This is a genomic window from Massilimicrobiota sp. mt181, from assembly GCF_055420065.1.
In genome coordinates, this window is sequence record NZ_JBVAYN010000006.1 from 60,835 (window position 1) to 73,820 (window position 12,986).

Consider the following 12,986-nt stretch of genomic DNA (forward strand, 5'->3'; position numbering starts at 1 on the left):
ATTCATAATAAAAAAAGATATGAAAGGGTGAAATTCATTTTTATTTGATAATAAGATAATATTATGAAAAGAAATCAAATTGATAATATCACTATTTTATGCTAAGATGATACAGATTAAAGGAGTGATAAAAATGTATGATGTGATTGTTGTAGGAGGTGGGCATGCTGGTATTGAAGCATCTTTAGCCTCATCAAGAATTGGTAAAAAAACATTGCTGGTTACATCAAATTTTGAAAATGTTGGCTCTATGCCATGTAATACATCTATTGGAGGACCAGCAAAAGGAATCATAGTTAGAGAAATTGATGCCTTAGGTGGTCAGATGGGAAAAACAGCTGATGCAACATATTTACAGATGAAGATGTTAAATACAGCGAAAGGGCCAGGTGTTCAATCGTTACGTGCACAAGCGGATAAAAAAGCCTATCCACGTTATATGCAAACTATCTTAAAACAACAGGAAAATTTAGATATTGTTGAAGGTATGGTAGAGGGTTTAATGATTGAAAATCAGACAGTCAAAGGTGTTGTTTTGGATAATGGAAAAACTTATGAAGGAAAAACTGTCATTTTAACAACAGGAACTTATTTAAAAGCTGAAATTCTTGTAGGTGATCAAAAAACACCGAGTGGTCCAGATCAACAAAAACAATCATTATATTTATCTGATCAGTTAAAAGATTTAGGATTCCGTATTCAAAGATTAAAAACAGGAACACCACCAAGAGTAGAAATCAATAGTGTAGATTATTCAAAGACACAATTACAGCCAGGTACCGATGAACCACTTGCTTTTAGTTATGAAACAACAACATTTATTCCTATTGAACAGCAAACTCCTTGTTATTTAACATATACAAATGAAAGAACACATAAAATTATTAGAGATAACTTATCAAAATGTAGTATGTATTCAGGTATTGTCAAAGGAGTAGGACCAAGATATTGTCCTTCTATTGAAGATAAAATAGTGAAATTCTCTGATAAGCCACAACATCAAATTTTCTTAGAACCAGAATCTAAAGAGATGAATACAATTTATGTGCAAGGTTTTTCAACATCCATGCCTCATGATATTCAAGAACAAATGATTCGTACAATCCCAGGATTAGAAAATTGTCAAATCTTAAAATATGCTTATGCTATTGAATATGATGCAATCGATCCACTACAGTTATGGCCATCATTAGAAACAAAAGTCATCAAAAATCTTTTTACAGCAGGACAAATTAATGGAACAAGTGGATATGAGGAAGCTGCAGCACAAGGTTTAATAGCAGGAATTAATGCTGTTAAGAAGATTAATCATGAAGAACCATTGATTTTAAAAAGAGATGAAGCTTATATTGGTGTTATGATTGATGATTTAGTCACAAAAGGAACAAAAGAACCTTATCGTATGTTGACATCTCGAGCTGAATATCGATTATTATTGCGTCATGATAATGCTGATGAAAGATTAAGGCAACATGGTTATGATGCACATTTGGTTAGCAAAGAGGTATATCAGGCTTATTTGGAAAAGATGAAACATATTCATAATGAAATAGAAAGACTAGATAGTATTCGTTTTACACCAAAACATGAAATCAATGAATTATTAGTACAATTAGGTTCTACACCATTAAAAGAAGGTGTCAGTGCTAAAGAATTATTACAGAGACCAGAAATGGATTATCAGAAATTAAAACCCTATATTGATGATGCTCATTTGACATCGGAAGAAGAAAAAAGAGTCACAATTCTTATTAAGTATAAAGGATATATTGATAAGACTTTACGACAGGTAGAGAAACAAAGAAAAATGGAAGAAAAACAGATTCCACAAGATATTGATTATGAAGATGTTTTAAATCTTTCATTAGAAGCTAAACAGAAATTATCTGAAATTCGACCAGTTACAATTGCTCAGGCATCAAGAATTTCAGGTATCAATCCAGCTGATATTTCAGTCTTGTTGATCTATTTGAAACAACATTATTAAGAGGTATATATGAATCAGGAACAATTTATACAAGCCCTTTTAGATAAAGGTATAACATTATCATCAAAACAACTTGAACAGTTTGAAAACTATTATCAGACATTAGTTGAATGGAATCAAAAAATGAATTTAACAGCCATTACTCAAAAAGAAGATGTTTATCTCAAACATTTCTATGATTCATTAACGATTTCATTTGATTATGCATTGTCCAATCAATCTTTATGTGATGTAGGAGCGGGTGCAGGTTTTCCTTCTATTCCTTTAAAGATTGTCTTTCCAGAATTAAAAGTTACAATCGTGGACTCACTTTCAAAACGTATTACATTTTTAAATCATTTAATTCAAGTTTTAGATTTAAAGGATGTTCATGCGATAAGTGCGAGAGCAGAAGAATACGCAAAAACTCATCGTGAATCATTTGATATTGTCACAGCAAGAGCTGTCGCTAGATTAAATATTTTAGATGAATTATGCTTACCTTTAGTGAAAGTTGATGGAGATTTTATAACTTTAAAAGGATTAAAGGCGCAAGAAGAATTACAGGAAGCAAAACAGGGTATAGAAAAACTTGGTGGAAAGGTCATCAAACAGGAAAGCTTCACATTAACAGATGAGAATGATCATCGTTGTAATATTTATATACATAAGGTAAAAAGTACACCTTCTCAATATCCTAGAGATTTTAGTAGAATCAAAAAGAAACCTTTATAACGCATCAATCGATGCGTTTTTTCGTATATGAATATTGATTTAAGTTTATAATAAATAAGTGAACAAATAACTAAATAACTAAACAAATAAGTGAATAACTAAAGAAATAACTTAAATATTAAGTGAAATAATGAAAAATAACTTAAATTTTATTGATTTAAGTGAAATAATGTTTAATCCTGAGTTTAGAAAAATTTTCTCTTTATATAGACAAAAATAATGAGAAAATCAGATAATTATATCTAATTATGCAAACTTCTCTTCTATTTTGTCTTGTGAACAATTATAATAAAAGTATAGGAACATAAGGGGAAAGGGGAGAAATTGATTATGCGATGTGATGTTTGTGATACAAAAATACCACCAGGAAGTGATACATGTCCAAATTGTGGCTATCGTATACGAAAAAGTCATGTTAGCAGTACTGCAGTTAATCAGACAAAAACATCAACTGAATATCCAGAACCTGAAGTTTTTCAAAACCGTAGAAAAAGAGTACGTAGGAATAGGACGCAATATCGTACAAATCAAAATGTATCTTCTTATATAAAAAGGATATTGGTTGTGATTGTTATTGCGGGTGTTATAGCTAATATTGTGCCTTTAATTATCGGTGTTGTCGATCACTTATCTTTTTCAGAGGAAGTTTCAACAATAAGTGGTGAATCTTTTGAAGAAGGCATCAATGATGGATATGATGATGGGACGATGGACTATGCATTAACCTATGAACAGGATATTGAAAGTTTTTTAAAGGATAATTTACAATTAGAAGAAGTTGATGTGAATGAAAGTTACTATATTTATGAAGATGAAGGCGTTCAAGCTTATACAAATATAAGTGGTCATGATGATATAATGAATGTTACAGTGGCATTGACTTTTTATGGACAAACATTGGAAAGACAAAATATAACGATTTCATGGAATAATGATGGTACCATACAAGAATTTCCATTAAGTTTAGATGACAATAAGTTGAATATGATGAATGATAAGTTCAATACTCAAATTCAAGATACAATTTCAAAGTATGCACCTTTGATGGAAACAGATGAAGATGATAAAACACGTCATGTTGTGAGTGATTATACAGATAATAGTAGTCTGTATTTAAGTGAAACCGTTGAAGGAGATCGTCAGGAATGTTTTACGTATCTATCAATAGGTCAGGATATTGGCTAAAGCTAATATCTTTTTTTTGTATATTTTGTTTTCTTTCTTTTTGTCTGAAAGCATTTTATAATGAAATAAAGGAGGGAGAATGATGCGTTGTGATGTCTGTCATACAAAAATACCACCTGGGAGTACAACTTGCCCAAATTGTGGTTATCGTGTAAAAAAAGAAACAACAGCAACTTATGTGCAAAATCAGAATACAACATCTACATCCAAACGTCCTCAAAAGAGCATTCCTTATAAAAGAATAGTTAAGGTTATTCTTATTGTTGTTGTGGCTTTCTTTTTGATAAAAATGTTGATAAGCATAGGCTCTTTCATCATGGCAGCGCCTGAAGAAACATATGTAGAAAATATAACACCTGAAGAAGATTCACCATTACAAGAATATATAGATGATGGTAAGGATGATGGAACAGCTGAAACAGCTTTGCAATATCGTGATGAGATTATAAATTTATTTAATGATTTGGATATGGAAATGATTGATCAATATGAGAATGTCTATGATTATGGGCAAGGAGTCAATGCAAGTTTTAATATTTCAGCTCAAAAAAATAATATTGAGTATACATTGAGGGCGTCATTTGTTCAATCATCACTCACTGATCAGGCAGTGAGCCTTTCATGGGAGAGCGAAGAGAGTATCAGAGAACAGAAACCAGATTTAGATGTTGAAACAATAGAAGTTTTAAGTCATCAAATCCAAAGAGATATGTTGGATATATTGGATCAGTATCGTACAAAACTGCAACAGGAAGATCAATCTTCTTATAAAATTAATCAATATTTGGATGATTATAGTGTTTATTTAAGCGAAAGTTATTATTTGCATATTTATCATTATTATTATTCGGTGAATGCCAAGATGTAAAAGCTATATTTATGATGATGTTGATATGAGAAATGTTTTTTATAAATTCTATTCATAACTCGTGTTTTTTGTTAAAATATAATTAAAGAAAAGAGGGTAGGAGTATGAAAGATATTATATTAGGAAGTACAGGAATTCAAGTTAAACAAAATGCTTTTGGTGCTTTGCCAATTCAAAGGGTTAGCTTAGAAGAAGCTATCAAAATTATAAGAAAAGCTTATGATGGTGATATGCGATTTTTTGATACGGCGAGAGCCTATAGTGACAGTGAAGAAAAATTAGGGAAAGCTTTAAGTATTTATCCACGAGAAAGTTATTATTTAGCAACCAAAACAATGGCCAAAACACCAGAAGAATTTTGGAAACAATTGAATACATCTTTAGAGTTATTACAAACAGATTATATTGATATATATCAGTTCCATTGTGCTGAAACAGTGTATCAGCCAGGGGATGGAACAGGGATGTATGAATGTATGTTGAAAGCTAAAGAAGAGGGTAAAATTCGTCATATTGGTATTACTGCCCATTTAATACAAGTTGCCATGGATGCAGTGGATTCTCATCTTTATGAAACAATTCAATTTCCATTTAGTTATTTATCTTCTTCAAAGGAAGAAGAACTGGTTCAAAAAAGCAAAGAAGCTGATATGGGATTTATTGCTATGAAGGGATTGGCAGGTGGTTTAATTAATCAATCTAAACCAGCGATGGCATATATGAGTCAGTTTGATAATGTTTTACCTATTTGGGGAATTCAAAAGGAAAGTGAATTGGATGAATGGTTATCTTATATGGATGAAACACCTGTCATTGATGAAGATATGAAAGCTTTTATTGAAAAAGAAAAAGAAGAATTGTCTGGTGATTTCTGTCGTGGATGTGGATATTGTATGCCTTGTCCTGTCGGAATTATGATTAATCAATGTGCACGTATGTCATTGATGTTAAGAAGATCACCTTCACAAAACTGGTTAACAGAGGAAATGCAAGCTGAAATGAAGAAAATCGAAAATTGTTTACATTGTGGACAATGTTCTCGTAAATGTCCGTATGAATTAGATACACCAGCATTACTGCAAAAGAATTATGAAGATTATCAAAAGGTTTTATCAGGAGAGGTTAAAGTACAATAGGGAGGAAGACAATGAGTAAGATTATATTTTTAGATGTTGATGGGACATTAATTGACTATGAAGCAAAATTACCTGCTTCTGCTGCAAAAGCTGTGAATGAGGCACGTGCAAATGGACACAAAGTTTACATCTGTACAGGATGTTCAAAAGCAGAAATTGAACAACGTCATTTATGTGAATTAGATGGAATGATTGGTGGTAATGGAGCCTATGTAGAAGATCATGGACATGTGGTGATGCATCAGGGATTATCTAAGGAAGATGTGAAACATATTGTTGATTGGTGTAATGAAAGACATTTAGGTTTTTATTTAGAAGCAAACAGTGGTATGTATTGTAATGATTACATGTATGAACAAGGGCCTGAAACCATGGTTAAATATGCCCAAGGCAAAGGAGCTGACTTATCTCAGGCAGAAGAATCATCAAAACGTTTTATTGATGGATTTATTCATTTGCAGGGAGAAGATCTTTATAGAGATGATGTTAATAAAATCAGTTTCATTTTAAGTAGCTATCAGGATCATTTAGATTCTAAAAAAGAATTTCCTCATTTAATTGCAAATACTTGGGGTGGAAAAGGTGAAGTTGCTTTATATGGTGATCTAGGACCAGCAGGTATTACAAAGAGACATGCTATTGAAGTTTTACTTGAATACTTAGGGGCGGATGCCAAAGATACAATATCTTTTGGTGATGCGAAAATTGATTTATCGATGTTTGAATGCTGTGCATATAATGTCGCCATGGGAAATGGTGGAGAAGAGATTAAAGCAGCTGCAGATTATATTACAACTGATGTCAATGATGATGGATTGTATAATGCTTTTAAATATTTAAAACTCATTGATTAATTGTGTTGCAAAAGAAAAGTTTATAGGACTTTTCTTTTGTTTTTGTTATAAAGATGTTATAATAGAACAACAGGTTATAAGGAGAGGATTTTGTGAAAGAACCGACATATAAATTTATAGATATTCATTCAATAGAAGCCAATGATCATCAGCCAAGAACACATTTTGAAAATGAAAAAATACAAGAACTGGCTGTTTCAATTCAACAAAATGGTTTATTACAGCCTATTGTTGTCAGACCATATCAGGGGAAATATCAAATTGTTGTAGGGGAAAGACGTTATCGTGCTTGTCTTCTGGCAGGTATTGAAGAAGTCCCATGTCTGGTTCAGGAATATGATGAAGAGCAAACAGCAACAGCTGCTATTGTAGAAAATGTTCAAAGAGAAAACTTATCTGCGATTGAAGAAGCATTGGCTTATCAGCAAATCTTAGATACACAAAATATCACACAGGAAGAGCTCGCTAAAAAAGTGGGGAAAAAACAGTCTACAATTGCCAACAAATTAAGACTTTTACAATTACCAATGACAGTTCAGGAAGCAGTCAGAAGAAAAGATATTTCAGAACGTCATGCTAGAGCTTTATTAAAGTTAGATACAACAGCTAAACAAAATAATATGTTAAGAGAAATCATGGATAAAGGTTTAAATGTTGAACAGACTGAACAAAAAATTAAAAGTAAGATTGAACCTAAAAAACCTAAGCCTAAGACAAAGAGTATTTCACAGAATTTAAAAATAGCAATGAATACTATTGATCAGGCAGCAAAAATGGTTGAACAAGCTGGAGTAGAAACAACAGTGGATATTTCAGAAACAGATGAAGAAGTGATTTATGTTATAAAGATGAAAAAATAGTGTTCACTATAAATTTTATTAAAGTCATTTATAATATTGCTATTAGGAAAAGCATATGTTATGATACAAGATAGATATATCTATTATGTTTGCCGCCGGGTAAACTGAAAAGCATTGATTTCGTATCGTTAGGCCATAGAAGATGCGAAAGTCAATGTTTTTTATTTTGTATGGAAGGAGAGATAAAATATGAAAGAAATGCGTCGTAAAAGACAAGCTTTATCAAATGAAGAATGTATAGAGATTTTAAATAGAGGAACTTCAGGGGTTTTGTCATTATGTGGAAATGCAAAGGAACCCTATGGTGTTCCTTTGAGTTATGTATATGATAATCATAAAATCTATTTCCATTGTGCAAAAAGTGGCTATAAACTAGATCTGATAGAAGAAAATGAGAAAGCTTCATTTTGTGTTATTGATCAGGACAACATTGTTCCAGAAAAATATACAACTTATTTTTGTAGTGTTATTGTTTTTGGAAACATACGTGTCATTGAAGATGATAAGGAAAAACGTCATGCGATTGAAACACTAGCAAGCAAATATTCACCAGCAGAAAGTAGGCAAAGTCGTCAAGAAGAAATAGAAAAGTTCTGGAAAACATTATGTATATTGGAACTTGATATCAAAGAGATAACAGGAAAACAGGCTATTGAACTTGTTAAAGAGTCTTGAGGGAGAAAAAATGAAGAAGAGTTGTTTTTATGAATATATCAAATATACATCTTTGAATGTGATGGGAATGATTGGATTATCTTGTTATATTTTAGCAGATACATTTTTTGTTTCAAAAGGACTTGGAACCAATGGATTAACAGCTTTAAATTTAGCTATTCCTATTTATAGTTTTATTCATGGAAGTGGATTAATGATTGGTATGGGTGGAGGAACAAAGTATTCTATTTTCAAAAGTCAGAATCATCATTCATCAGCCAATCAAATATTTACTCATTCAGTAGCACTGGCAGGTGTTTTTGCTCTTGTCTTTGTTTTGATTGGGTTATTTTGTTCAAAATCCATCATTACATTATTTGGTGGAGAAGGTGAAGTCTTTGAAATGGCTGTCACTTATTTGAGAGTTATTTTATTGTTTGCGCCAGCATTTTTATTAAATAATGTCTTACTATGTTTTGTACGTAATGATGGAGCGCCGCAGCTTTCCATGGCAGCTATGATTGGTGGGAGTTTATCCAATGTTGTTTTGGATTATATTTTTATTTTCCCTTGTCAGATGGGAATCTTTGGTGCTGTATTTGCGACTGGGTTAGCACCTATCATCAGTATGATGATTTTATCTCCACATTTTTTACGTAAACAGAATCAGTTTCATTTCACAAAATGTCGAATGCGTATATCCTCTTGTCTAAGTATTTTATCTAGTGGAGTTCCATCATTGGTGACAGAAGTTTCTTCAGGCATTGTGATGATTGTCTTTAATGCTATGATTCTTCATTTAGCAGGTAATGTTGGTGTTGCTGCATATGGTGTCATTGCCAATTTAAGTTTAGTCGTGATTGCTATTTATACAGGTATAGCTCAGGGAATTCAACCATTGATGAGTCGTTATTACGGTATGAATCGTTTTGATTTTATTCATAAAGTATTGCGTTATGCCCTGATTACAATGATCATGGTGTCTGTATTGATTTACAGTATTGTCTTTTTTGGAGCGGAACAAGTGACTCAAATCTTTAATAGTGAACATAACGCTATATTACAAACAATTGCAACAAATGGTTTACAATTATATTTTATAGCTTGTCCATTTGCTGGATTTAATATTATTATATCGATGTATTTAACTTCTACAGAAAATCCATTGCCAGCACATATCATTTCTATTTTAAGAGGTTTTGTAATTATTATACCAATGGCATTTGTATTATCATGGATTTTTCATATTCAAGGAGTCTGGTGTGCATTTCCAGCAACAGAACTTATTGTTGCGGTTATAGGTATGACATTCTTTTTAAGAATTAAAAAAACTGCGTGATTCGCAGTTTTTATCATTTATTCAAATGTGACACAAACAGGTGATGGGATTTCTATAGTAGAATCAGATAAAACTAGTTCTTCTGTTTCTTCATTAAATGTCATAACTTGCAGTAAGTGACTACCCTGACAGGCAATAATCAGATAGCGATCATCAAGAATTTGAAAATCTCGAGGTTCTTTTTGAGTATGAACCATATACAATAATGAAATTTTTCCACTTTCCTGATTGACTCTATACATAGCAATACTATCATGTCCACGATTAGATACAAAAAGATGATGACCACTTTGTGTCAAACGGATAGCCGCGGCACTTGAAAAGCCTTTAAAATGTCTAGGAATACAATGAATAGCTTGAATCAATTGAAAGTGTCCTTGATAATATTTAAAGACCATAATGTTATTCGCAATTTCATTAACAAGATACGCAAAACGACCATCTTTTGAAAAAATCATATGACGAGGGCCAGAACCTGGCATAATATTTAAAGTATAATCAGAGTCTTCTGATAAGACACCATCATGATAACGATACATAATGACTTTATCAGCACCTAAATCAACGGAGTAAACAAATTCCTTATCAGGTGTTATACCAACATAATGAGCGTGAGGACCCGTCTGACGTTTTAAAAGATCTGGACCTAATCCGACATGATGAACAGCACATATTTTTCTGGCAATAGCACCATTTTCTAATTGATATGAAGCAGTTGCACCCACATGGTAATTAGCAGCAAAAAGATAGCGATGTTGCTGATCAACACATAAATGTGTATAAGAACGCCCACTGGAATGATAATTATTATTTAAAATGAGTTCATCTTTGTAGATAGAAAAGCTTCCTAAACCACCACCAGTACTATGAGAATTGGCATTTTTATAGGCAACATATAACATATGATCATCGCATATCATATAAGAAGGGTAATCTTGTGTTTCAATTTGTTGTATACGTTTCATTGATAATGTTTCTTCATCAAATTTCATGATATAAATTCCTTTATCATGATGTTTTCCATAACTAGAGACATAAAAGACTTTCATTGGTTAAACTCCTTTCGCTATATAAATTATTTTATCATAATATTTTATGAAATAAATAAAAAAACAAATGAAAAATAGATAATTAGTAAAAAGAATTAAAAATAAAAATGAAGAAAGGCTTTTCTAATGAAAGAATTTGTAATACAATAGTTACTATATTGAGAAGGAGGAAGCCGAATATGGATGATAAGTTATTATTAAGTTTATTACAAAAAAATGCGAGGATGAAAATTACTGATTTAGCGGCCGCCTTAGATGAATCGAAAGATAATGTTATTGAGCGATTAACAGATTTAGAAAAGAAGAAAGTGATTTGTGGTTATCATACAATTGTCAATTGGGATTTAACAAATACGGAAATTGTAACAGCATTGATTCAAGTCAATGCAAGTCCTGAAAGAGAATATGGTTATGATCGTATTGCAAGTCATATTTATAAATTTGATGAAGTAGATACAATGTATTTATTAAGTGGAAGTTTTGAGTTTGTATGTATTGTGAAAGGAAAGACAATGCAGGAAGTGGCTCACTTTGTGGCAAGTAAACTTGCATGTGTAGATGGAGTGACAGGAACATCAACTTATTTTGTATTAAAACAATATAAAAATAATGGTGTTGTTTTAATTGAAGATGAAGATGGAAAAAATGATAGATTGGTGGTGACTCCATAATGGATTATAATGATATTTTAAGTGATAGAGTCAAAACAATTAAACCAAGTGGTATTAGAAAATTCTTTGATTTAGCTTCACAGATGGAAGATGTGATATCTTTAGGGGTTGGAGAACCAGATTTTACAACACCTTGGGCAATTCGAGAAGCTGCTATTTATTCCATTGAAAAAGGAAGAACGTTCTATACGGCTAATCAAGGATTACAGGAGTTAAGAGAAGAAATCTGTCGATATTATCATGAACGTTTTCATGTGGATTATAATGCTAAGGATAACTGTATTGTGACTGTTGGTGGATCAGAAGGCATTGATATCGCGATTCGTGCAATATTAAATCCTGGGGATGAAATGATTGTTTTGGATCCTGGATATGTAGCTTATACACCAGGAGTAGAGCTTGCTGGTGGGATTCCTGTCACAATTAATTTACGTCAGGAAGATGAATTTAAATTAACACCAGAGCTTTTAAAAGCAGCTATTACTCCAAAAACAAAAGCATTATTGATTAATTATCCATCTAATCCAACAGGTGGGTTTATGACAAAGAGTGATTATGAAAAGATTGTTCCTATTATTAAGGAAGCTGGTCTTATTGTGATATCAGATGAAATTTATGCAGAATTGAGTTATGAAGAAGAATTTTGCTCGATTGCTTCATTTGATGAAATCAAAGATCAAGTCATTGTTGTCAGTGGATTTTCTAAAGCATTTGCGATGACAGGATGGCGTTTGGGTTATGTTCTTGCGAATGCTGTATTTACAAAAGCTATGAATAAAATTCATCAATATATTATCATGTCTGCTCCTTCAGCTGCACAATATGGGGCTATTGAAGGATTAAGACATTGTTATGATGAAGTATTGAAAATGCGTGATTCATATAAAGCAAGAAGAAACTTTTTGGTTAAAACATTTAATGATATGGGGTTAGAAACATTTAAACCTCAAGGAGCTTTCTATGTTTTTCCATGTATTCGTTCAACTGGACTCACATCTGATGAATTCTGTGAAAAACTATTAGAAGATCAAAAAGTAGCTTGTGTTCCTGGAACGGCATTTGGACCAGCAGGAGAAGGATTTATTCGTGTTTCTTATGCTTATAGTCTTGAAGAACTAAAAATTGCAACTCAGAAAATAAAAATCTTTGTAGATAAATGTAGAGCATCACATGATTAGAGTATTATTATGTTGTGGGGGAGGCTTTTCATCAAGTTATGTAGCTGAAAGGATGAAAAAGGAGATTATTGCGAAAGGCTTATCAGATCAACTCGAAATGGAGTTTTCTCCTTTTTCTCTTGTTTTAGAAAAGATAGATAACTTTGATATTATTATTTGTTGTCCACATTTAAATATTTATGTTAAACAGCTACTAGAAAAGACAGATGTTCAAGTCCCTATTTATGTTTTGCCACCAAGAATGTATGGAAATATGGAGATTGAAGAAATCTATCAGGATGTGATAGATTTGCTTGAAATTTATCAGCAGACACATATGAATCCTGTCCATTTTCCAGGTGAGGATAATGTATTAAAAATAACAAGACAAAAAGCCTATAAACATGTTTATCAAAAGTAAGACTTCAAAATTCTTACTTTTTTTGTTGAAATGAGACTATATTTTTTATTGGTAACAGTATAGAATATAAATGTGTGAGAATGAAAGAAAA

Annotated in this window: 13 protein-coding genes; 12 read left to right on the top strand and 1 reads right to left on the bottom strand. The window is 31.9% G+C overall.

The genetic code is table 11. The features are described from left to right. The first annotated feature begins 133 nt into the window (after positions 1-133). From mnmG to ACZYT4_RS05255, 9 genes are all read left to right on the top strand, one after another. Positions 134-1,987, top strand: coding sequence for a tRNA uridine-5-carboxymethylaminomethyl(34) synthesis enzyme MnmG (gene mnmG, locus ACZYT4_RS05215; protein ID WP_463783141.1), 1,854 nt, complete (start codon positions 134-136; stop codon positions 1,985-1,987). Between the two features lie 9 nt (positions 1,988-1,996). Then, entirely contained in the window at positions 1,997-2,701 is a 705-nt protein-coding gene (rsmG, locus tag ACZYT4_RS05220) for a 16S rRNA (guanine(527)-N(7))-methyltransferase RsmG (protein ID WP_463783145.1), read from the top strand. 330 nt (positions 2,702-3,031) lie between these two features. Next, a complete protein-coding gene (locus ACZYT4_RS05225; protein ID WP_463783147.1) occupies positions 3,032-3,886 on the top strand; it encodes a hypothetical protein in 855 nt (284 codons plus the stop codon). 82 nt (positions 3,887-3,968) lie between these two features. Next, complete coding sequence (locus ACZYT4_RS05230) at positions 3,969-4,754, top strand: zinc-ribbon domain-containing protein (RefSeq protein WP_463783149.1); 786 nt, start codon at positions 3,969-3,971, stop codon at positions 4,752-4,754. A gap of 104 nt (positions 4,755-4,858) precedes the next feature. Next, complete coding sequence (locus ACZYT4_RS05235; protein ID WP_463783153.1) at positions 4,859-5,890, top strand: aldo/keto reductase; 1,032 nt, start codon at positions 4,859-4,861, stop codon at positions 5,888-5,890. Positions 5,891-5,901: 11 nt separating this feature from the next. Then, positions 5,902-6,744 carry an HAD family hydrolase gene (locus ACZYT4_RS05240; RefSeq protein ID WP_463783155.1) on the top strand — a complete coding sequence of 281 codons (843 nt, stop codon included), beginning with the start codon at positions 5,902-5,904 and terminating at the stop codon, positions 6,742-6,744. Positions 6,745-6,836: 92 nt separating this feature from the next. Then, entirely contained in the window at positions 6,837-7,604 is a 768-nt protein-coding gene (gene noc, locus ACZYT4_RS05245; protein ID WP_463783157.1) for a nucleoid occlusion protein, read from the top strand. A gap of 189 nt (positions 7,605-7,793) precedes the next feature. Next, positions 7,794-8,279 carry a pyridoxamine 5'-phosphate oxidase family protein gene (locus ACZYT4_RS05250; protein WP_463783159.1) on the top strand — a complete coding sequence of 162 codons (486 nt, stop codon included), beginning with the start codon at positions 7,794-7,796 and terminating at the stop codon, positions 8,277-8,279. A gap of 10 nt (positions 8,280-8,289) precedes the next feature. Continuing rightward, positions 8,290-9,597 (top strand): MATE family efflux transporter, encoded by a 1,308-nt coding sequence (locus tag ACZYT4_RS05255; protein WP_463783161.1) that lies wholly within the window; start codon positions 8,290-8,292, stop codon positions 9,595-9,597. Positions 9,598-9,614: 17 nt separating this feature from the next. Here the strand turns inward: ACZYT4_RS05255 and ACZYT4_RS05260 are convergent, their stop codons facing one another. Beyond that, entirely contained in the window at positions 9,615-10,646 is a 1,032-nt protein-coding gene (locus ACZYT4_RS05260; protein WP_463783163.1) for a lactonase family protein, read from the bottom strand. A gap of 179 nt (positions 10,647-10,825) precedes the next feature. Between ACZYT4_RS05260 and ACZYT4_RS05265 the strand changes: the two genes are divergently transcribed. Genes ACZYT4_RS05265 through ACZYT4_RS05275 form a run of 3 tightly spaced genes read left to right on the top strand, consistent with a single transcriptional unit; the run spans position 10,826 to position 12,895 of the window. Beyond that, entirely contained in the window at positions 10,826-11,317 is a 492-nt protein-coding gene (locus ACZYT4_RS05265; RefSeq protein ID WP_463783166.1) for an Lrp/AsnC family transcriptional regulator, read from the top strand. Further along, positions 11,317-12,495 carry an aminotransferase class I/II-fold pyridoxal phosphate-dependent enzyme gene (locus tag ACZYT4_RS05270; protein ID WP_463783170.1) on the top strand — a complete coding sequence of 393 codons (1,179 nt, stop codon included), beginning with the start codon at positions 11,317-11,319 and terminating at the stop codon, positions 12,493-12,495. The genes ACZYT4_RS05265 and ACZYT4_RS05270 overlap by 1 nt, the downstream gene beginning before the upstream one ends. Continuing rightward, on the top strand, positions 12,488-12,895 hold the full coding sequence (locus ACZYT4_RS05275; RefSeq protein WP_463783175.1) for a PTS sugar transporter subunit IIB: 408 nt from the start codon (positions 12,488-12,490) through the stop codon (positions 12,893-12,895). The genes ACZYT4_RS05270 and ACZYT4_RS05275 overlap by 8 nt, the downstream gene beginning before the upstream one ends. Positions 12,896-12,986 lie beyond the last annotated feature (91 nt).

What these genes read in the sequence shown, in the direction of transcription:
- mnmG (WP_463783141.1), top strand. Translation starts at nt 134, where the DNA reads ATGTATGATGTGATTGTTGTAGGAGGTGGGCATGCTGGTATTGAAGCA.
- rsmG (WP_463783145.1), top strand. Translation starts at nt 1,997, where the DNA reads ATGAATCAGGAACAATTTATACAAGCCCTTTTAGATAAAGGTATAACA.
- ACZYT4_RS05225 (WP_463783147.1), top strand. Translation starts at nt 3,032, where the DNA reads ATGCGATGTGATGTTTGTGATACAAAAATACCACCAGGAAGTGATACA.
- ACZYT4_RS05230 (WP_463783149.1), top strand. Translation starts at nt 3,969, where the DNA reads ATGCGTTGTGATGTCTGTCATACAAAAATACCACCTGGGAGTACAACT.
- ACZYT4_RS05235 (WP_463783153.1), top strand. Translation starts at nt 4,859, where the DNA reads ATGAAAGATATTATATTAGGAAGTACAGGAATTCAAGTTAAACAAAAT.
- ACZYT4_RS05240 (WP_463783155.1), top strand. Translation starts at nt 5,902, where the DNA reads ATGAGTAAGATTATATTTTTAGATGTTGATGGGACATTAATTGACTAT.
- ACZYT4_RS05250 (WP_463783159.1), top strand. Translation starts at nt 7,794, where the DNA reads ATGAAAGAAATGCGTCGTAAAAGACAAGCTTTATCAAATGAAGAATGT.
- ACZYT4_RS05255 (WP_463783161.1), top strand. Translation starts at nt 8,290, where the DNA reads ATGAAGAAGAGTTGTTTTTATGAATATATCAAATATACATCTTTGAAT.
- ACZYT4_RS05260 (WP_463783163.1), bottom strand. Translation starts at nt 10,646, where the DNA reads ATGAAAGTCTTTTATGTCTCTAGTTATGGAAAACATCATGATAAAGGA.
- ACZYT4_RS05265 (WP_463783166.1), top strand. Translation starts at nt 10,826, where the DNA reads ATGGATGATAAGTTATTATTAAGTTTATTACAAAAAAATGCGAGGATG.
- ACZYT4_RS05270 (WP_463783170.1), top strand. Translation starts at nt 11,317, where the DNA reads ATGGATTATAATGATATTTTAAGTGATAGAGTCAAAACAATTAAACCA.
- ACZYT4_RS05275 (WP_463783175.1), top strand. Translation starts at nt 12,488, where the DNA reads ATGATTAGAGTATTATTATGTTGTGGGGGAGGCTTTTCATCAAGTTAT.